The sequence below is a fragment of the Stenotrophomonas sp. 82F1 genome (assembly GCF_056861525.1).
On sequence record NZ_JBSPUD010000004.1, the window covers coordinates 190,285 to 210,532 of the forward strand.

General features: G+C 67.5%; 19 protein-coding genes. 11 read left to right on the top strand and 8 right to left on the bottom strand.

Annotation, left to right across the window (positions count from 1 at the left end):
- Positions 1–33 precede the first annotated feature (33 nt).
- On the bottom strand, positions 34–783 hold the full coding sequence (locus AC13GI_RS07080; protein ID WP_089237690.1) for a ferredoxin--NADP reductase: 750 nt from the start codon (positions 781–783) through the stop codon (positions 34–36).
- An 84-nt stretch (positions 784–867) separates the two neighbouring features.
- On the opposite strand from AC13GI_RS07080, the gene AC13GI_RS07085 reads away from it, so the two are divergent.
- From AC13GI_RS07085 to AC13GI_RS07100, 4 genes are all read left to right on the top strand, one after another.
- Entirely contained in the window at positions 868–1,836 is a 969-nt protein-coding gene (locus AC13GI_RS07085; protein ID WP_236512602.1) for an ABC transporter ATP-binding protein, read from the top strand.
- Complete coding sequence (locus AC13GI_RS07090; RefSeq protein ID WP_099819852.1) at positions 1,833–2,633, top strand: ABC transporter permease; 801 nt, start codon at positions 1,833–1,835, stop codon at positions 2,631–2,633. Before AC13GI_RS07085 ends, AC13GI_RS07090 begins: the two co-directional genes overlap by 4 nt.
- Positions 2,634–3,291: 658 nt before the next feature.
- The gene (gene panE / locus AC13GI_RS07095) at positions 3,292–4,230 is read left to right on the top strand and encodes a 2-dehydropantoate 2-reductase (protein WP_482995911.1); all 939 of its coding nucleotides are present in this window, start codon (positions 3,292–3,294) and stop codon (positions 4,228–4,230) included.
- A 4-nt stretch (positions 4,231–4,234) separates the two neighbouring features.
- A complete protein-coding gene (locus AC13GI_RS07100; RefSeq protein WP_482995912.1) occupies positions 4,235–5,158 on the top strand; it encodes an NAD-dependent epimerase/dehydratase family protein in 924 nt (307 codons plus the stop codon).
- A gap of 13 nt (positions 5,159–5,171) precedes the next feature.
- Here AC13GI_RS07100 and AC13GI_RS07105 read toward each other — a convergent pair whose 3' ends face one another.
- Positions 5,172–5,969 (bottom strand): TatD family hydrolase, encoded by a 798-nt coding sequence (locus AC13GI_RS07105; RefSeq protein WP_180165017.1) that lies wholly within the window; start codon positions 5,967–5,969, stop codon positions 5,172–5,174.
- A gap of 68 nt (positions 5,970–6,037) precedes the next feature.
- Here AC13GI_RS07105 and hrpB point away from each other — a divergent pair, with 68 nt between their 5' ends.
- Both hrpB and AC13GI_RS07115 read left to right on the top strand, forming a co-directional pair.
- Complete coding sequence (gene hrpB / locus AC13GI_RS07110) at positions 6,038–8,545, top strand: ATP-dependent helicase HrpB (protein ID WP_482995913.1); 2,508 nt, start codon at positions 6,038–6,040, stop codon at positions 8,543–8,545.
- 214 nt (positions 8,546–8,759) lie between these two features.
- Positions 8,760–9,149: a hypothetical protein gene (locus tag AC13GI_RS07115; RefSeq protein ID WP_025877588.1), complete on the top strand. Its 390-nt coding sequence runs from the start codon at positions 8,760–8,762 to the stop codon at positions 9,147–9,149.
- A gap of 94 nt (positions 9,150–9,243) precedes the next feature.
- On the opposite strand, the gene AC13GI_RS07120 is transcribed toward AC13GI_RS07115, so the two are convergent.
- Positions 9,244–9,783: a pseudouridine synthase gene (locus AC13GI_RS07120; RefSeq protein ID WP_099819857.1), complete on the bottom strand. Its 540-nt coding sequence runs from the start codon at positions 9,781–9,783 to the stop codon at positions 9,244–9,246.
- A 176-nt stretch (positions 9,784–9,959) separates the two neighbouring features.
- A complete protein-coding gene (locus AC13GI_RS07125; protein ID WP_099819858.1) occupies positions 9,960–10,817 on the bottom strand; it encodes a class I SAM-dependent methyltransferase in 858 nt (285 codons plus the stop codon).
- A 169-nt stretch (positions 10,818–10,986) separates the two neighbouring features.
- Here AC13GI_RS07125 and AC13GI_RS07130 point away from each other — a divergent pair, with 169 nt between their 5' ends.
- Positions 10,987–11,943, top strand: coding sequence for an aldo/keto reductase (locus AC13GI_RS07130; protein ID WP_180165010.1), 957 nt, complete (start codon positions 10,987–10,989; stop codon positions 11,941–11,943).
- A 66-nt stretch (positions 11,944–12,009) separates the two neighbouring features.
- On the opposite strand, the gene AC13GI_RS07135 is transcribed toward AC13GI_RS07130, so the two are convergent.
- Together AC13GI_RS07135 and AC13GI_RS07140 are read right to left on the bottom strand one after the other, a co-directional pair.
- Positions 12,010–12,915, bottom strand: coding sequence for an NAD(P)/FAD-dependent oxidoreductase (locus AC13GI_RS07135; protein WP_482995914.1), 906 nt, complete (start codon positions 12,913–12,915; stop codon positions 12,010–12,012).
- Positions 12,905–13,360, bottom strand: coding sequence for an Rrf2 family transcriptional regulator (locus tag AC13GI_RS07140; protein WP_265951649.1), 456 nt, complete (start codon positions 13,358–13,360; stop codon positions 12,905–12,907). Before AC13GI_RS07140 ends, AC13GI_RS07135 begins: the two co-directional genes overlap by 11 nt.
- 183 nt (positions 13,361–13,543) lie before the next feature.
- On the opposite strand from AC13GI_RS07140, the gene AC13GI_RS07145 reads away from it, so the two are divergent.
- Positions 13,544–15,664, top strand: coding sequence for a methyl-accepting chemotaxis protein (locus AC13GI_RS07145; RefSeq protein ID WP_482995915.1), 2,121 nt, complete (start codon positions 13,544–13,546; stop codon positions 15,662–15,664).
- Positions 15,665–15,823: 159 nt separating this feature from the next.
- Here AC13GI_RS07145 and AC13GI_RS07150 read toward each other — a convergent pair whose 3' ends face one another.
- Positions 15,824–16,726: a LysR family transcriptional regulator gene (locus AC13GI_RS07150; RefSeq protein ID WP_099819863.1), complete on the bottom strand. Its 903-nt coding sequence runs from the start codon at positions 16,724–16,726 to the stop codon at positions 15,824–15,826.
- Positions 16,727–16,831: 105 nt separating this feature from the next.
- Here AC13GI_RS07150 and AC13GI_RS07155 point away from each other — a divergent pair, with 105 nt between their 5' ends.
- Positions 16,832–18,046, top strand: coding sequence for an MFS transporter (locus AC13GI_RS07155; RefSeq protein WP_482995916.1), 1,215 nt, complete (start codon positions 16,832–16,834; stop codon positions 18,044–18,046).
- Positions 18,047–18,131: 85 nt separating this feature from the next.
- Entirely contained in the window at positions 18,132–18,941 is an 810-nt protein-coding gene (gene dkgB / locus AC13GI_RS07160; RefSeq protein WP_099819865.1) for a 2,5-didehydrogluconate reductase DkgB, read from the top strand.
- A 121-nt stretch (positions 18,942–19,062) separates the two neighbouring features.
- Here dkgB and AC13GI_RS07165 read toward each other — a convergent pair whose 3' ends face one another.
- Positions 19,063–19,770, bottom strand: a complete 708-nt coding sequence (locus AC13GI_RS07165; protein ID WP_482995917.1) for an alpha/beta fold hydrolase — start codon at positions 19,768–19,770, stop codon at positions 19,063–19,065.
- A gap of 45 nt (positions 19,771–19,815) precedes the next feature.
- Here AC13GI_RS07165 and AC13GI_RS07170 point away from each other — a divergent pair, with 45 nt between their 5' ends.
- Positions 19,816–20,196 (top strand): YbjQ family protein, encoded by a 381-nt coding sequence (locus AC13GI_RS07170; RefSeq protein ID WP_482995918.1) that lies wholly within the window; start codon positions 19,816–19,818, stop codon positions 20,194–20,196.
- Positions 20,197–20,248 lie beyond the last annotated feature (52 nt).

Here is a 20,248-nt window from a genome sequence, read left to right on the forward strand (position 1 = left end):
AGGTTGCCGGCCAGCGGCCGGCACTACCTGGGCCTATTTGCTGCTGACGTACTTCTCGCGGCGGATCTGCGGATTGCCCAGGCCCGCCGCCTTCAGCGCTTCTGCACAGGCGTCGACCATGTCCGGGTTGCCGCACAGGTAGGCGATGTCGGTGGCCGGGTCCGGCGTGAACTCCGCCAGCGCCTGCTGCACGTAGCCATGGTGCACGTCCGGGTGCGGCTCGGCTGGCAGTTCCCGCGACAGGCACGGCACATAACGGAAGTTCGGGTGCTTTTCGGCGAAGCTGTAGAAGTCTTCGCTGTACAGCAGCTCGCCCGGGCTGCGTGCACCCTGCAGCAGGACCACCTGCACCCCGCGCTCGGCCATCGCCGTTGCCAGCAATGGCAGCATCGAGCGGTACGGGGTGACGCCGGTACCGGTGGCAATCAGCAGGTAGCGGCCGTTGTGGTCGCCGGGGTTCAGGCAGAACCGACCGTAGGGGCCGGACGCGCTGACCTGGCCGCCGATGTCCAGCGCCTCGAACAGGGCCGTGGCGGCGCCGCCGGGGACGAAGCTGACCGCGATATCCACCGCCTCGCCCGGGCCCAGCGCGTGGTCGTGGATGGTCGCCAGCGAATAGCTGCGCTTGGTTTCGGTGCCATCGGCGTAGCTGAAATGGACCTGGATGAACTGGCCGGGCTGGAAATCCAGCGGCTGGCCGTCGTCACGCACGAACTGGTAATGGCCGATGGAGGGCGCCAGCATGCGGCGGTCGACCAGTTTGATGGGGAATTGGACAGGCACGACTTTTCGGGACAGTGTGTAGCCGGGGCAAGCCCTCGGGGTCTTCTATAATAGACCTTCCCCGCCCCTCTCCAGCGCCAGCCCATGGGCGCGAAGGCTTCGAGCTTGGCTTCCCTGAACGATACGGCGCCCGCCCTGCGCGTGCGCGACCTGCGTAAAACCTATGACAACGGCACCCAGGCCCTGAAAGGGGTCTCGCTGGAAGTGGCCCCCGGCGACTTCTTTGCCCTGCTGGGCCCGAACGGCGCCGGCAAGTCCACCCTGATCGGCATCATCAGCTCCCTGGTCAACCTCAGCGAGGGCCAGGTGGAGGTGTTCGGCAGCGACCTGGTGCGCAACCGCAGCGCCACCATGCGCCTGATCGGGCTGGTGCCGCAGGAGATCAACTTCAACCTGTTCGAAAAGCCCTTCGACATCCTGGTGAACTACGCCGGTTTCTACGGCGTGCCGCGCGCGGAAGCCGAGCAGATGGCCGAGGTCGAACTCAAGCGCGCCCACCTGTGGGAGAAGGCGCAGGTGATGAGCCGCACCCTGTCCGGTGGCATGAAGCGCCGGCTGATGATCGCCCGCGCGATGATGACCCGCCCGCGCCTGCTGATCCTGGACGAACCGACCGCCGGCGTGGACATCGAGATCCGCCGCGACATGTGGCGGGTGCTGAAGGAGATCAACGCCGCCGGCACCACGATCATCCTGACCACCCACTACCTGGAAGAGGCCGAGCACCTGTGCCGCAATCTGGCCATCATCGACCATGGCCAGATCGTCACCCAGGGCCCGATGCGCGAACTGCTGGCCAAGCTTGATGTGGAAGGCTTCCTGCTGGACATCGACGGCGCCCTGCCCGCGCAGCTGCCGGTGATCGAGGGTGCGACCCTGATCGCCACCGACAGCCACACGCTGGACATCGACATGCCGCGCGCGATGGATCTGAACCGCGTGTTCGAAGCACTGAACGCAGCGGGCATCCGCGTGCGTTCGATGCGTACCAAGAGCAACCGCCTGGAGGAACTGTTCGTGCGCCTCACCGGCAACCAGGAGACGTCCGCATGAGCAGCACCCCGACCCCGGTCCTGACCGACGGGCAGCGCAACCGCATCGCACTGATGACCATCGTGCGCCGCGAAGTCGCCCGCATCATGCGCATCTGGGGCCAGACCCTGGTGCCGCCGGCGATCACCATGACCCTGTACTTCCTGATCTTCGGCGGCCTGATCGGTTCGCGCGTGGGCGACATGGGCGGCTACACCTACATGCAGTTCATCGTGCCGGGCCTGGTGATGATGAGCGTGATCCAGAACAGCTACGGCAACATCAGTTCGTCGTTCTTCGGCGCCAAGTTCGGCCGCCACGTGGAAGAGCTGCTGGTCAGCCCGATGCCGAACTGGGTGATCCTGTGGGGCTACGTGGCCGGTGCGGTGCTGCGCGGCCTGATGGTCGGCGTGATCGTGCTGATCATCGCGATGTTCTTCACCCCGGTGCGCATCCCGCATCCGCTGGTGACGCTGACCACGGTGATCCTGGGCGCGACGATCTTCTCGCTGGCCGGCTTCATCAACGCGGTCTATGCGAAGAAGTTCGATGACGTGGCAATCGTGCCGACCTTCATCCTGACCCCGCTGACCTACCTGGGCGGCGTGTTCTATTCGGTGAAGCTGCTGCCGCCATGGGCGGAGGCGGCCACGCACGCGAACCCGATCTTCTACATGGTCAACGCGTTCCGCTATGGCCTGCTGGGCAGCAGCGATGTGCCGGTGGTGGTGGCGTATGCGCTGATGATCGGTTTCGTGGTGGTGCTGACGGCGCTGGCGCTGTGGCTGCTGAAGCGTGGCGTGGGCATGCGCAGCTGAGGATGTCCTGCAGGGCCTGCGGCCCTGCACCCGCGGTGGTAGTGCCGGCCGCTGGCCGGCAACGTCAACGTCAAAGGCGAGATATCCGTGGGTTGGCGGGGTGGTGTCGGGCTGCGGGGACGCCGCAAGTACGTCCTTGTAGGCTTGGCCGCGCCATCCATGGCGCGGACACCCCGCAACCCGACACCACCCCGCCTTCGACAGTTTCCCGCTGCTGCCGGAACGGCGGTGTGTGCTGCTGTTGGTGGGTGTCGACCTTGGTCGACACGGTAGATCCACGCCATGCGTGGATGGCTGGAGATCATGTAGAGCCGAGCCAATGCTCGGCTCTTTTTGTTTGCGATCTGATGAATGTGGATCCACCGAAAGATGATCACGAGAAACGAGCGGAGCGACCCGCTGTTGCTTTTGATTTTCTTCTTTGTTTTCCGTGGTGGACGCACACGGAAACCGTCAGGGGTAGGGGGGGGGGGGGGGGACGGGGGGGGCGGCCCCCAGGGCGACCCCCCGGCCCCTCGTGGCCCGCCCCCCCCCCCCCCCCCCCCCCCCCCCGACCCAAACACGGCTTGTGCTTCAAACCACCACGAGGGGCGCAGCCGTTGGCCGCGAACTCCGGCACAATCACGGCAGTGAATCCCCCAACTGCGGTGAGCGTGCAATGCGTATCCTGATCCTCGGCGCCGGCGGTACCGGCGGTTACTTCGGTGGTCGCCTGGCCCAGGCGGGCGTGGACGTGACCTTCCTCGTGCGCCCGGCCCGCGCCGCGCAACTGGATCGGGATGGCCTGGTGGTGCGCAGCCCGGTGGGTGACGCCACGTTCCCGGTGCAGCATGTCACCGCTGAAGCTCTGCCTGCGCTGGCTGCGGAACAACCGTTCGATCTGGTGATCCTCAGCTGCAAGGCCTACGACCTGGACAGCTCGATCGATGCCATCGCACCGGCCGTGGGCGCGGGCACTACCGTGCTGCCGATCCTCAACGGCCTGCACCACTACAACGCGCTCGACGCACGCTTCGGCCGCGACGCAGTGCTCGGCGGGCTGTGCTTCATCAGTGCGACCAAGGCGCCCGATGGTGCCGTGCTGCATCTGGGCAAGCCGGCCAAGCTGACCTTCGGCGAACGCGATGGCGGTGCGATCTCCACGCGCGTGCAGGCATTCGCTGCAGCCTGTGCGCAGGCGAATCTCGATCATCTGGCCAGCGAACACATCGGCCAGGAACAGTGGATCAAGTACACGTTCCTCACCGCGCTGGCGGCGGCTACCTGCCTGCTGCGCGCGGACATCGGCACCATCATGGCCACCGATGACGGCGACACCATCGTGCGTGGGCTCTACGACGAATGCCTGGCGGTGGCCGAAGCCGCGGGCGAACCGGTGCCGCAGGCGGCGCAGGACACCGCGCGCAGCACCCTGACCCAGGCCGGTTCGGCGTTGAAGGCGTCGATGCTGCGCGACCTGGAAGCGGGCCAGCAGGTGGAAGCCGCGCAGATCGTTGGCGACATGCTGGCGCGTGCGCGCGCCGCGGGCCAGGAAGCGTTGCTGCTGCAGGTGGCCTACAGCAGCCTGCAGGCCTATCAGGCCCAGCGCGCGGCGTGATCCGATGAACACGCCTGGCCCGTTGCCGATGCGCGTACTGATCCTCGGCATGGGCTGGAGTGGGCGCGTGTTGGCTGCGCACCTTCAGGCCCTAGGCGTGCAGGTGGAAGGCACCGTGCGCGATCCGGCGTCAGCACCTGACGATGGCCTGCAGCGCCATCAACTGCAGGCCGACGCTGCGCTGTCACCCACCCTGCTCGATGCCATCGCACACGCAGACGCGGTGCTGTGCAGCGTGCCACCCGATGCCGAGGGCGACCCGGCACTGCGACTGCTGCATGCCGCGCTGCGCGACAGCGATTCATTGCGATGGCTCGGCTACCTGTCATCGACCTCGGTCTACGGCGACCGCGACGGTGGCTGGATCGACGAGAGCAGCGTTGCCGATGCCACAGAACCCGTGGGCATGCAGCGACAACTCGCCGAAGCGCAGTGGCGTGCGCTGGCGGAGGCGCGCGGCATCGCCTCGGCCGTGTTCCGCCTGCCGGGCCTCTATGGGCCTGGGCGCAATGCGCTGCTGCAGCTGGCGCAGGGCCGCGCGCGGCACGTGGTGCGCCCGGGGCTCGCGTTCAATCGCCTGCATGTGGACGACCTGGCAACGGTGGTGATCGCCGCGATGCGCCGCCCCATGGCCAATGCGCTGTATCTGCCGAGCGATGACGAGCCGGCGCCGTCGCAGGATGTACTGGCCTTCGCCGCGCAGCTGGGGGGCTTTGCCCTGCCGCCCGCAGTGGCCTGGGATGATCCAGCGCTCAGCGCGACGTTGCGGCGCTTCTACCAGAGCAACAAGCGCATCGACAGCCGCGGCACGCGCCAAGCGCTGGGCTGGACGCCGCAGTTTCCAACGTATCGGGAAGGGCTGACGGATCTTGCCGCTTCGCTCGCCGGGCATGGCCCGGCGCTACCGGATCCGGGCGTTCCCGGCTGACGGGTAGTGCCGATCAGGCAGCGTCGGGCAGGCGGAAGAACGCACGCGTCGCGGCCGTGGCGTTCGCCGCCGTGGTCTGCACATCCTCGCCACGGTCCCGCGCCAGCTCTTCCACGATGTGCGACAGGAACACCGGTTCGTTGCGGCGGTCCTTCGGCATCGGCTTCAAAGTACGCGGCAGCAGATACGGTGCGTCGGTCTCGATCATCAACCGGTTGGCCGGAATGTTCTTCACCAGCTCGCGCAGGTGCCCACCGCGGCGCTCGTCGCACAGCCAGCCGGTGATGCCGATGTACCAGTCCTGGTCCAGGTAATCGAACAGCTCCTGGCGCTCGCCGGTGAAGCAGTGCACCACGGCCGGACCGATGCGGCCTTCGAAGTTCTTCATCTGCGCCATGAAATCGGCATGCGCGTCGCGCTGGTGCAGGAACAACGGTTTTCCGTTGTCCGCAGCCAGCTGCAGCTGGCGCTCGAACGCGCGGTGCTGCGCCGGGCGCGGCGAGAAATCGCGGAAATAGTCGAGCCCGCACTCACCCACCGCCACCACCTCGGCATGGGCGTGCAGCGCGCGCATCTCCGCATCGCACTCGTCGGTGTACTCCACCGCGTGGTGCGGGTGCACGCCGGCGGTGGCGTACAGGAACCCCGGGTGCTGCTGCGCCAGCTGCAGGGCCAGCGGCGAGTGCTCGCGGCTGGCACCGGTGATGATCATCTGCACCACACCGGCCTGCCGTGCGCGGTCCAGCACGGCCTCGCGGTCGCGGTCGAAGGAGTCGTGGGTCAGGTTGGCGCCGATATCGATCAGATGCATGGGGGCAGCAGGGGCAGGAAAACCCGCGCATTGTACCCGTGCCCGTCATGGCCCCTTATCCTTTGCACATGAACGCCCCGCAATTCCCCATTTCTCCGCTGCTGCCGCAGATCCAGCAGCACCTGGCCGCGCACCCGCGGCTGGTGCTGGAAGCCCCACCCGGCGCCGGCAAGACCACCCAGGTGCCGTTGGCGCTGCTCGATGCGCCGTGGCTGCAGGGCCGCAGGATCATCCTGCTGGAACCGCGCCGGGTGGCCGCGCGCAGTGCCGCGATGTTCATGGCGCGCCAGCTCGGCGAAGAGGTCGGCGGCACCGTCGGCTACCGCATCCGTTTCGAGAACAAGGTATCGGCGCGCACGCGCATCGAGGTGGTCACCGAGGGCATCCTGACCCGGATGCTGCAGGACGACCCGATGCTGGAGACCGTCGGCGCGATCCTGTTCGATGAATTCCACGAGCGCCATCTCAGTGGTGATCTGGGCCTGGCGCTGGCGCTGGACGTGCAATCGCAGCTGCGCGATGACCTGCGCCTGCTGGTGATGTCGGCGACGCTGGACGGCGAGCGGCTGGCACGCTTCCTCGATGCACCGCGGTTGAGCAGCGAGGGCCGCAGCTATCCGGTGGCGATCAGCCACTTCCCGGCGCGGCGTGACGAGGCACTGGAGCTGCAGGTGCGGCGTGCCGTGCAGCAGGCGCTGGCCGAGCACCCGGGTGACCTGCTGGTGTTCCTGCCCGGCCAGCGTGAGATCGCGCGCGTGCAGGCCGGCCTGCAGGACAGTCTTGATGGCGCTGCGGTGGACGTGCTGGCCCTGCACGGTGAGCTGCCGGTGGAACAGCAGGCGCGCGTGCTGCAGGCCGCCAGCGACGGCCGCCGCCGCGTGGTACTGGCTACCAACGTGGCCGAGTCCTCGGTGACGCTGCCCGGCGTGCGTGTAGTCATCGACAGCGGTCAGGCACGCGAGCCACGCTACGACCCCAACAGCGGGTTCACCCGCCTGGACGTGGTCGCCATCGCGCAGGCCTCGGCCGACCAGCGTGCCGGCCGTGCCGGCCGTGTGGCAGAGGGCGTCGCCTGGCGGCTGTGGCCGCAGTCGCAACGGCTGGAGCCGCAGCGTCGCGCCGAGATCGACCAGGTTGAACTGGCCGGTCTTGCGCTGGAACTGGCCGCCTGGGGCAGCAGTGACCTGCGCTTCCTCGACCCACCACCGAGCGGGCCGATGGCCGCCGCACGCGAGCTGCTGCAGCGCCTGGCCGCGTTGTCCAGCAGCGGCGCGATCACTGCACTCGGCCGTCGTGTGCTGGCGCTGGGCACCCATCCACGGATGGCCGCGATGCTGCTGGCCGCACCCGATGCCCGCGCACAGGCCTTGGCCGCCGATCTTGCGGCGTTGCTGGAAGCCCGCGACCCATTGCGCCAGGGCGGTGATGCAGTGGCCGCGCGCTGGCGTGCGCTGGCGGCCTTCCGTAATGGCCGCGCGCCGGCCGATGCCAACCGCAGTGGCCTGGCCGCCATCGACACTGCTGCCAAGCAGTGGCGCCGCCGCCTGCGCTGTGAGGCCGCGCCACCGGCCAGCATCGAAGCGCACGAACTGGGCGACCTGCTGGCCCATGCCTTCCCCGACCGCATTGCCTTCCAGCATCCGAACGACCCGTTGCGCTACCTGCTGGCCAACGGCCGCAGTGCACGCCTGCATGAACTGAGCGACCTGCGGGGCGAACCGTGGCTGGTGGCCAGCGAACTGCGCTTCGAAGCCCGCGATGCGCTGCTGCTGCGCGCCGCACCGGTGGATGAAAGCTACCTGCGCAGGAACTGGCCCGACCGCTTCGTGACCGAAGACGTGGTGCGCTGGGATGACACGCGCCGCGCGCTGGTTGCGCTGCGCGAAACACGCTTCGACCGCATCGTGATGGACAGCCGTTCGGCGGGCCGGGTTGATCCGCAGCTGGCGGCGCAGGCGCTGACCGACGCCGTTGCCGAGCTCGGCCTGCAGGCATTGCCATGGACCGCGGGTCTGCGCCAGTGGCAGGCGCGGGTGGAATCGCTGCGGCGCTGGATGCCCGAGCTGGGCCTGCCCGACTGCAGTGACGCTGCATTGCTGGCCAACCGTGCGCAATGGCTGCAGCCGGCATTCGCTGGCAGGACACGTCTGGATGCGCTGGACGAGGCCAGTTTCGGCGAAGCGTTGAAGGCGCCACTGGAATGGTCGCAGCGGCAGCTGGTCGAGCGCCACGCGCCCACCCGGATCACCGTACCGTCAGGGCTGGAACGGCCGATCACCTACGCGCTGGACGGCGAAAGCGGCGAGCCGCTGCCGCCGGTGCTGGCGGTGAAGCTGCAGGAGTTGTTCGGGCTGGCCGACACGCCGCGTATCGCCGATGGCCGGGTGCCGCTGACCCTGCACCTGCTGTCACCAGGTGGCCGGCCGTTGCAGGTCACCCAGGATCTGCGCAATTTCTGGGAGAACACCTACGCCGAGGTGAAGAAGGAAATGAAGGGCCGTTACCCGCGCCACCCGTGGCCGGACGATCCGTGGACGGCCACGGCGACCCACCGGGCCAAGCCGCGCGGAACCTGAGTGGCGGGGTCGGATCCCTTTGCGTGGCAAAGGGCTCTGACCCCAAGGATGCGCGCCGGGGTCAGAGCCCTTTCCCAACGGAAAGGGATCCGACCCCAACCTGCCTGATCCTGAATGGCTGCGGTAGAGTCACACCACGCGCCCGCCTGACTGACATACCGTTTACGGGCAACAGGCGACACTGGACTTCGACCCGAGGCAAGGACACCCCCGCATGAGCAAGTTGACCGTAATCACCGACCGCGCCCTGGAGCGCGCCCTCGACCTGGCCCACACCGCCGGCGATGGCCTGAAGAGCGCCGGCGGCAGCCTGCGGCACCTCGGCCCGCAGGCCAGCGACTGGATCAAGACCGGCGCCGCGCTCGGCGCGGTGAAGACCGGCGGCAAGGTCGCCACCAAGTTCGCCCGCCGCAATCCGGCGGTGACCATCGCGGCGGCTGCGGTGGGCGTGGGCCTGCTGGGCTACGCGCTGTACCGCAAGCAGCAGAAGAAGAAGGCCGCCAATGGCCATGTCGTGAACGGCCAGGCCCAGCGCATCAATGCGCGCGATCGCCGCAACGACACCGTGGTCGACGAGCACAGCGATATCGGCAGCGACGCCTGATTGGCCGGGGTCGGATCCCTTCCGCAGGAAGGGCTCTGATCCCATGACGCTGCACGAGGGCCGGACGCCGCAAGGCCTCCGGCCCTTTTTCGTTTCAGCCGATCTGCCGCCACTGCCCCGGCTGCAGGTCATCCAGCCGGTACGGCCCCATCGCAGCGCGTACCAGGCGCAGCGTCGGCAGGTTCACGGCCGCGGTCATCCGCCGCACCTGGCGGTTGCGTCCTTCGCGGATCGTGATCGCCAGCCAGCTGTCGGGCACCGTCTTGCGGAAACGCACCGGTGGATCGCGCGGCCACAGCTCAGGCGCAGGATCGAGGCGCTCGATCTTCGCCGGCAGCGTCGGACCATCATTGAGCACCACGCCATCGCGCAGCTGCTGCAGCTGCTCCTCGCTAGGCGTGCCTTCCACCTGCACCCAGTAGAGCTTGTCCGCCTTGTGCTTCGGGTCGGTCAGCTTGTGCGCCAGCGTGCCGTTGTCGGTCAGCAGCAGCAGGCCTTCGCTGTCATGGTCGAGGCGGCCGGCAGCGTAGACGCGCGGCGGCAAGCCGAAACCGGCCAATGTCGGCCGCGGCGGCACGCTGCGGTCGGTGAACTGGCAGAGCACGTTGAACGGCTTGTTGAAGGCAATCAGCATTACGGGCGCGGCAGGCGGCGGGTAAGGCATTGTCCCACGCCGCGCGTCGTGCAACCGACCTGTAGAGCCGAGCCGATGCTCGGCTGCTGTTGCGATCCGTCGCGCTGTGCGCGATGAGCCGAGCATGGGCTCGGCTCTACACTGGGGAATCCGCGCTGGCAGTACGACGTGCCGGCTTACGGCTTGATGAAGCGCAGGGTCATGCGGTCACTTTCGCCGATCGCCTGGTACTTCGCATCATCGGCCTTGTCGTGCTGGTTGGTCGGCGGCAGGGTCCAGACGCCATTCGGATGGTCCTTGGTATCACGCGGGTTGGCATTGACCTCGGTGCGCGCATCCAGCTTGAAACCGGCAGCCTCGGCCATCGCGATCACCTGCTGCTGGCCGACATAGCCGGTGTCGTCAGCGTCGGCCACGTCGGCCTTGGCGCGGTGCTCGACCACGCCGAGCACGCCGCCCGGCTTGAGCACGTTGAAGAAGCCCTGGAACATGCCCTGCGCCTGGCCCGCCTTGCGCCAGTTGTGCACGTTGCGGAAGGTCAGCACCACATCGGCCGAGTTGGCCGCGCCGAACACCGGCTTGGCCGGGTCGTAGGCGACGACGGTGGTCTTGTCGAACTGTGCCGGTGCGGCGGCGTACTTCTTTTCCAGGCTGTCGCGGCTGCGCTGCTGGTAGTCGCGGCCGCGACCTTCCGCCACGGCCTGCGGATCGACCACCGCAGCGATGTAATGACCCTTGTCGCGCAGCAGCGGCGCCAGGATTTCCGAGTACCAGCCATTGCCGGGCGTGATCTCGATGACGGTCTTTTCCGGCGCCACGCCGAAGAAGCCCAGCGTCTGCGCAGGATGACGGAAACCGTCGCGCTTGACGTTGGCCGGGTCGCGGGTCGAGGCCTTCACCGCCGCATCGATCGCCGGCGACACCTGGATCTTTGCCGGTGCGACCGTGGCCGGTGCAGCGAATGCGGGAACGGCGACCAGCAGCGCCGAGGCAAGCAGCACGCGGCAACCACGCAGGGATGAGGCAGCAATCATCGGGACGACTCCAGCGGAAGATGCGGCGAGACTAGCAGCCGTCGCGCCGCAGGTGTTCACAAAACGTTAGCCGCGTGCGCGTCGCGGAACACAGTTTTGTGGTCAGCGCCGCAGCGCGGTCACACATCGCGCTCTATCCTGAAGGACTTCCCCCAAGGAGTCCGTGCCCATGACGGCAATCCGCGAACTGGGCCGTTCCGGCCTGCATGTAGCTCCGCTCGCCTTCGGTGGCAACGTATTCGGCTGGAGCGCCGATGAGAAGGCCAGCTTTGCGCTGCTGGATGCCTTCGTCGATGCCGGCTTCAACCTGGTCGACACCGCCGATGTGTATTCAGCGTGGGTGCCGGGCAACCAGGGTGGCGAGTCGGAGACGCTGCTCGGCAAGTGGTTCGCGCGCAGCGGCAAGCGCGACAAGGTGGTGCTGGCGACCAAGGTGGCCAAATGGGCCGAGCGGCCCGGCCTCACCCCGGACAACATCAATGCGGCCGTCGAAGATTCGCTGCGTCGGCTGCAGACCGATGTGATCGATCTGTACCAGGCTCACGAGGACGATGAATCCACGCCGCTGGAGGCCACCCTGGCTGCGTTCGGTCGCCTGATCGAGGCAGGCAAGGTGCGCGCCATCGGTGCGTCCAACTACAGCGCCACGCGCCTGGCTGAAGCGCTGAAGGTGTCCACCGACTACAAGCTGCCGCGTTACGAAACCCTGCAGCCGGAGTACAACCTGTACGACCGCGCCGGCTACGAGAAGGAACTGGAACCGCTGGTGCAGCGCGAGCAGATCGGCGTGATCAACTACTACGCATTGGCCAGTGGCTTTCTCAGTGGCAAGTACCGCACGCCGGACGATGCCGGCAAAAGCAGCGCGCGTGGTGCCACCGTGGTCAAGCGCTATCTGAACCCGCGCGGCCTGCGCATCCTGCAGGCGCTGGATGATGTGGCCAGCAAGCACAACGCCACTGCCGCGCAGATCGCGCTGGCCTGGCAGATCGCACGGCCGTCGATCACCGCACCGATCGTCAGCGCCACCAGCGTGGAGCAGCTGCACGACCTGCTGGCAGCGGCGAACGTCACGCTGAGCGTGCAGGACGTGGCGCAACTGGATGCGGCCAGCGTGGAAGGGTGAGGAAGGACAGTGCCGACCAACGTCGGCACCGTTCAGTAGATCCACGCCAGGCGTGGATGCAGTAGCTCAACGCGGCAGGCTGTCTTCGCCGACCAGCGCATGGTGCACGCCGATACCCGCGCGCACCCCTTCGGCCATGGCCAGGGTGATGTTGCCGACCGTGGTCGCATCACCGGCCGCATGGACGTTCGGCACCGAGGTCTGTTTCATCATGTCCACCTCGATCAGCACGCCCAGCGGACTTTCCACCAGCGCGCAGCCCAGCTGCTGCACCAGCGGCGTGGCCATCGCCTGGCCGGCAGGCACGAACAGCGCACGCTGGGCGACTCGGCGGCCATCGGCAAGTTCCACTTCCAGCCAGGTGGGCTGCTCACCGTGCACGCCGATGACCGGCGTGGTTTCAATCTGCACGCCGCGCTGCTGCATGGCGGCCAGTTCCTCGTCGCTGATCGGCAGGCCCTGGCTGAAGAAGGTGACGTTGCCCCAATCGGCGAACAGCGGCGCCTTGCCGGCCGACATCGGATGGCCGCCGAGCAGGCCGATCGAACCGCCACCCACTTCGTAGCCGTGGCAGTACGGGCAGTGCAGCACGGTGCTGCCCCAGCGTTCGGCCATGCCGGGCAGGTCGGGCAACTGGTCGGCGACACCGGTGGCCAGCAGCAGCTTGCGCGCCGTCAGCACCTGGCCGTCGGCGGTATGCACCTCCACGCCATCGGCGCTGGCGTTGGCCCGCACGGCTTCGGCATTCAGCCAACGCACGGTCGGGTAGTCCAGCAACTGCTGGCGTGCGTTCTTCAGCAACTCGGCGCCACTGATCCCGTCCATGCCCGGCACGCCGTGCGAATGGCTGGCGAAGCGGTTTCGCGGCGAACCCGCGTCGATGATCGTGACCGGCCGGCGCGCACGCGCCAGGATCAGACCGGCAGCGATGCCGGCGTAGCTGCCGCCGACGATGAGGACATCAGGATTCATGGTGCGCTTCCAGGGAACGGTGATGGGCAAGATGGCGGGCGAAGTCGGCGCCAAGCTGGTCGAGGGTGGTTGCCTGCAGCCGCTGTTCGAGCAGGCGCTGCGCTTCGCGGGCACTCTCCAGCAGGGCCTGGTTGACCAGCTGCTGGATCGGGCAGCCGCCCATCCCTTCGCGGGTGCCGACCTGGACCATCGGCGGCGCGCCGATGGCCTGGTAGACGTCGTGCAGGGTGATCGTGGCCGCATCGCGGGCGAGCTGGCTGCCGCCACCGTGGCCGCGCGTGCTGCGGACCAGGCCGGCCTTGTGCATCTGCGCCAGCAGGCGCCGGATCACCACCGGATGGGTCGGCAGGCAGGTCGCCAGCTGTTCGGAGGTTCGCGGCCCGGGCTGGCCGACCAGATGGGCCATCACGTGCAGGGCGTCGGAAAGCGGGTTCGCGGATTTCATGTAACTACAATAGTTACATTTAAACCAGCTGTCGAGGGTCTGCTTTCGTTCCATATGGACACATTTGTCCTATTAAACACACCCTTCACATCAATAAACAGAACGGGAATGTGACACGCATCGCACTTCAGAGACCTAAAGGATGGTCGATACCGCATCGCACCCCTTCCGAGATCTCGTCCCATGAAAGCCTCTTCCCATGCGCCGCGGCTGCAGTCGAAGCTGCTCGGCGCCGTTTCTGTTGGTCTGGCCGTTGTCCTGGTATGCGCCCTGGCGGGCCTGGCGTCTGCCTGGTTGAAGCTGTCCACCGAAGTCCCTCCGGAGGTCGCCCACAGCCGCGACGCCGAGCGCCTGCAGCGTGAGTTCCGCGGGCAGGTGCAGGAATGGAAGAACGTGCTGCTGCGCGGTCACGATGACGCGTTGCGCCAGCACCACCTGCAGGCCTTCGACAGCGAAGGCCGCCTCGTCGCCGAACTGGCCAAAGGCCTGGCGGCCAGCCCCGATGCGCGCACGCGTGAACTGGCGCAGGCGTTTTCCGGCCTGCACGCACAGCTGCAGCAGGATTACCACGCGGCACTGCAGGCCTTCGCTGACGCCGGCTACGATCCTGCGGCCGGCGATTCGCTGGTGCGTGGCAAAGACCGTCCGGTGGCGACCGCGCTGGATGCGTTGGGTACGCAGGCCACCCAGGTGGCCGAAGCCGCAGTGACCGCGCGTTCGCAGCAGGCACGACAGACGCTGCTGCTGTGCGCCGCACTGACCATTGGCGCGGCCGTGCTGCTGTTGATGGGCCTGGGCTGGTGGCTGCGGCGCGCCGTGGTGCAGCCGGTGCTGGCCGTGGAAGCGGCCGCACGTGCGGTCGCTGCCGGCGATCTCGACTACCGCGTGCAGGTACGCAGCCGCGACGAGATCGGTCGCCTGGCGCAGGCGATGCAGGCCGTGCAGAGCACCGTGCGCGGCGTGCTCGACGCGCAGACCGCGATGGCCAAGGCACACGACGCCGGCACGATCAGCCACCGCATGGACAGCAGCGCCTTCCCCGGCGCCTACGGCACGATGGTGGCCGACACCAACACCCTGGTCGATGCACACATCCAGGTGAAGATGCGCGCGATCGCGATCATGGGCCGCTATGCAGTGGGCGACCTCAGCCTGGACATGGAGCGCCTGCCGGGCGAAAAAGCCGTGATCACCCAGGCGCTGGATGCGGTCAAATCCAACCTCGGTGCGATCAACGGCGAGATCCGCCGCCTGGCCGAAGCCGCTGCCGCAGGCGACTTCAGCCAGCGCGGCGACAGCGCGCGCTTCGAGCATGATTTCCGCGCGATGGTCGATGGCCTGAACCGGTTGATGCAGACCACCGAACACAACCTCGGCGAGGTCTCGACCATGCTGCGCGCCATTGCCGATGGTCGCCTGGGGGCACGCATGCAGGGCGATTTCCAGGGCGTGTTCGCCCGCATTGCCGGCGATGCCAACACCACGGCGGCGCAGCTGGCCACGATCGTCACCGACATCAAGCACGCCTCGGGCAACATCCACACCGCCGCGGCCGAGATTGCCGCCGGCAACAACGACCTGTCGCGCCGCACCGAACAGCAGGCGGCGAACCTGGAAGAAACCGCTGCATCGATGGAAGAACTGACTTCCACCGTGCGCCAGAACGCCGAGCATGCGCGGCAGGCGAACCAGCTGGCGATCGGTGCGCACAGCGTGGCCTCGCACGGCGGTGAAGTGGTCGGCCAGGTGGTGGCGACGATGGATGCGATCGAAGGCTCCTCGCGGCAGATCGCCGACATCATCAGCGTGATCGACGGCATCGCATTCCAGACCAATATCCTGGCGTTGAATGCGGCGGTGGAAGCAGCGCGTGCCGGTGAGCAGGGCCGCGGCTTCGCGGTGGTCGCCAGTGAAGTGCGTACGCTGGCGCAGCGCTCGGCGGCGGCAGCCAAGGAAATCAAGTCGCTGATCGAGACGTCGGTGGAACAGGTGGGCCACGGTACGCAGCGTGTGCGCCAGGCCGGTGACACCATGGCCGAGATCGTCGCTTCGGTGCAGCGCGTGACCGACATCATGGCCGAGATCTCCGCTGCCTCGCAGGAGCAGTCGGCGGGCATCGAGCAGGTCAGCCAGACCATCATCCAGATGGACGGCACCACCCAGCAGAATGCTGCGCTGGTGGAAGAAGCGAGCGCGGCGGCACGCAGCCTGGAACAGCAGGCGAACCGGTTGATCGACTCGGTGGATGTGTTCGATCTGTCGACCACGGCGGCGGCAAAGGGTGCCTTGGCGCGGGCGGCCTGATCCTTTGCAGGCAGCCGAGCATGGGCTCGGCTCTACACCGGGCCGTCGGTCGTTCCGGGCTCGGCTCTACACCGGGCCGTCGGTCGTTCCGGGCTCGGCTCTACACCGGGCCGTCGATCGTTCCGGGCTCTGTAGAGCCGAGCCTACGCTCGGCTCACATCAGCGCAGGTAATCCGATGCGGCCATCGCTTCACCCAGGTAATCCAGGAACGAGCTGATCCGCGCCGACACGGCCGTGTTGCGGTAGTACACCGCATGGATCGGCTGGTACACATCCAGCGTCTGTGCGGCCAGCACCGGCACCAGCGTGCCGGCCGCACGATCACGTTCGGTCACGAAGTCGGACAGGCAGGTGATGCCCACGCCTTCCACCGCCAGCGTGCGCAGCGTCTCGCCGCTGGATACCGCGATATCCGGGCGCACCAGCAACTGCCCGTCGGCATCGCCCGGTAGCGGCCAGCGGTTCAGCGATTCCGGTTCGTTGAAGCTGAGCAGCGTGTGCTGGCCCAGCGCCGCCACGCTGGCCGGCTCTCCGTGCGCGGCCAGATAGCCCGGGCTGGCCAGCACCTGCAGCCGGCAGCGCCCCAGCGGCCGCGCATGCAGCGTGGAATCAGCCAGCGGGCCGATGCGGATCGCCAGGTCGGTACGCCGTTCCAGCAGGTCGATGTAGCGCTCGGAACTGTTCAACTCCAGCTGCACCTCCGGATAGCGCGCCCGGTAGCCAGCCACCAGCGGCGCGATCACGTGCAGCACGAACGGCATCGCCGCATCCACCCGCAGCCTGCCAGCCGGGCGCTCGCGGCGCGCGGCCATCTGTTCCTCGGCCGATTCCACTGCATCGATGATCGCCCGCGCATGACGCAGGTAGGCCTCGCCCTCGGCGGTCAGGTGCAGGCGACGGGTGGTACGGGTCAGCAGGGTCGTACCCAGCTTGTCCTCCAGCCGGCCCAGCGCGCGGCTCACGCCTGAAGGCGTCTGCCCCAGCTGCTCGGCGGCGGCGCTGATCGAACCGCTGTCGATCACCGCCAGGAAGGCCTGCATTTCGTCGAGGGTGGTTTTCATGCCGCCATTATTGACCACGCGGCAAGAGTGATTGGCGTGAAGACCGGTTTTTCGGCAAAGGTCGGCCGCGCACACTGCGCCCCTTCCTTCGCTCTGGACACTGTCATGATCCGTGGCATTCCGCTCGCCCTGCTGGCGCTGACCCTCGGCGCTTTCGCCATCGGCACCACCGAGTTCGTCATCGTCGGCCTGATCCCGACCATCGCCGCCGACCTCCAGGTCAGCCTGCCGTCGGCCGGCCTGCTGGTGTCCCTGTATGCGCTCGGCGTGGCCGTCGGCGCACCGGTGCTGACCGCGCTCACCGGCCGCGTACCGCGCAAGACCCTGCTGGTCGCGCTGATGGTGCTGTTCACCCTCGGCAACGTCATCGCATGGATGGCACCGGGCTATACCTCGCTGATCGTCGCCCGCATCCTCACCGGCCTGGCCCACGGGGTGTTCTTCTCCATCGGCTCGATCATCGCCACCGCCGTGGTGCCGAAGGAGAAGGCCGCCAGTGCCATCGCCATCATGTTCACCGGCCTGACCGTGGCACTGGTGACCGGCGTACCGCTGGGCACCTTCATCGGCCAGCACCTGGGCTGGCGCGCCACCTTCCTGGCGGTGGCCGGGCTGGGCGTGATCGCGCTGCTGGGTGCGCTGCTGTTCGTGCCGCGCGACCTGGCGCAGAGCGCGCCGGCCACCTTCCGCCAGCAACTGGGCGTGCTTGCGCAGCCGCGCCTGCTGATGGTCTACGCCATCACTGCACTCGGCTACGGCGGCACCTTCCTGTCCTTCACCTACCTGACGCCGATCCTGCAGGACGTCACCGGCTTCTCCGCCAACGCAGTCAGCCTGGTGCTGCTGGTGTATGGCGTGTCGGTGGCGATCGGCAACCTGTGGGGCGGCCGCATGGCCGACCGCATGGGCCCGGTGCCCGCGCTGAAGCGCATCTTCGCGCTGCTGGCCGTGGTGCTGCTGGTGATGACCTTTACCGCCCACAACACCTGGTTGATGCTGCTGACCGTACTGGCACTGGGCGCGGTGGCATTCGGCAACGTGCCCGGCCTGCAGGTGTATGTGGTCAAGCAGGCACAGCGCTACGCACCGCAGGCCACCGACGTGGCCTCGGGCCTGAACATCGCCGCGTTCAACATCGGCATCGCGCTGGGTGCATCGCTGGGCGGCCTGGTGGTCGAACACATCGGCCTGATGCACACGCCATGGCTGGGCGCACTGGTGGTGGTCGGCGCATATGGCCTGACCGTGCTGAGCGGTCGCCTGGACCGTCGCGACGGCATCGATGATCGCGCCGAAGGCATCACCATTGCGGCGCATTGATGAGCGCAATGCACCGTTGCCGGCATGCACACGGCCCCTGCCCTACCCTTTGTGATCACCTCCTTCCCCCGCTTTGGAGTTCCCCATGACTGTCCCCGCTTTCGGTCTCGGCACCTTCCGCCTGAAAGACCAGACCGTGATCGACTCGGTGCGCAACGCACTGGACGTCGGCTACCGCGCCATCGACACCGCGCAGATCTACGGCAACGAAGCCGAGGTCGGCCAGGCCATCGCCGAGTCCGGCGTGCCGCGTGACGAGATCTACCTGACCACCAAGGTGTGGATCACCGAGTTCAAGCGCGACGCACTGCTGGCGAGCCTGCGCACCAGCCTGGAAAAGCTGCGCACCGACCATGTCGACCTGGCGTTGATCCACTGGCCGTCGCCGAACGACAAGGTCGACACGCCGATGGAGGAGTACCTGACCGCGCTGGCTGAAGCCAAGGCACAGGGACTGACCCGCGAGATCGGCATCTCCAACTTCACCATCGCCCAGACCCGCAAGGCGATTGAGATCCTCGGTGCCGATGCGATCGCCACCAACCAGGTCGAGATTCATCCGTACCTGCAGAACCGCCTGCTGGTGAAGTTCCTGCAGGACAACGGCATCCGCGTCACCGCGTACATGAGCCTGGCCTATGGCGAGGTGATCAAGGACCCGGTGATCCAGGCCATCGCCGGCCGCCACCAGGCCAGCCCGGCGCAGATCGCGCTGGCGTGGGCGCTGCAGCAGGATTACGCGGTCATTCCGTCGTCGACCAAGCGCGAGAACCTGGCCAGCAACCTGGAAGCGGCAGCGATCCGCCTGACCGAGGACGACATGGCGCAGATCGCCAAGCTGGACCGCGGCCATCGCCTGGCCAACCCGGAAGGCATTGCGCCGGCCTGGGATTGAGCAAAAGCCGCCGGGCATGGCCCGGCGCTACCGGTAGGTGCCGACCTTGGTCGGCGCTTGCCTCTGTTCAATTGATGAAACAACGTGCCGATCAAGGTCGGCACCTACCAGAAGCGTGGGTTCAGCCCTCGCCCTGCAACAGCCACGCGCGCATCGCCGCACTCACCTCTTCCGGCTTTTCCATCGGCGCCAGGTGCCCGCAATCAGGCACCACCACCAGCTGCGAATGCGGCACCAGCGCGTGCATCTCTTCGCTCACCGCCAACGGCGTGATGCGGTCGTTCGCACCACAGACAATCAGCAGCGGATCACGGTAAGCGGCCAGCACGTCGTGGCCATCACTGCGTTCCAGCGCGCTCTGCCGCAGGAATACCTCCGCGCCCAGGCGTGCGGTCATGTCACGCACGCGCTGCACCAGCACGTAGTCGTCCAGCCGCGAGGCATCGATGTAGCTGCGCATCAGCACATCGCCAAAGCCATGGAATTTCCCCGGCAGGCGCACGCTGGCGCGCTGGCTGCGGCGTTGTTCGGCACGTTCCGGGGAGTCGGCATGGATCGAGGTGTCGATCAGGGCCAGCTGCAGCACGCGCTCAGGCGCCGTGCGCAGGATCTGCTGGGCGACGAAGCCACCCAGTGAGAAGCCGGCCAGCGCGAAACGCGCGGGCGCCTGCGCCAGCACGTCCTCGGCCACCGCCTGCAGCGTCTCGCCCCGGGTCTGGTCGCCCACGGTGCAGTCGGCGATATCGGCCAGGTCGGCCAGCTGCGCGCGCCAGAGTTCGGCATCGTTGAGCAGGCCCGGGAGCAGCAGCAGGGGAATGCGGTCGGTCATGGGGGTATTGTGGCGCCTTCAAACCCACAACACGACCACACAGCCATGGCCGATCCCTACAACAGTGGCACACCCACCACCTCCGCAGCGCGCTTCGATGATTCGATGGTCACCACCGCCTTCGAGCTGCCCGGCTACCGCATCGCACGCAACCTGGGCGTAGTGCGTGGCATCACCGTGCGCTCGCGCTCGATCGTCGGCAACTTCGTCGGCGGCCTGCAGACGATCTTCGGCGGCAACATCACCATCTACACCGAGCTGTGCGAGCAGGCGCGCGAGGAAACCTACCGAGACATGGTCAAGCACGCGCGGCAGCTGGGTGCCAACGCGATCATCGGCATGCGCTACGACGCCACCGATGTGATGACCGGCCTGACCGAAGTGCTGTGCTATGGCACGGCGGTGGTGGTCGAGCCGCTGCGCTGAATCCGGCGTTCCGCCGGGCATGGCATCAAGTGCAGCCGAGCGTGGGCTCGGC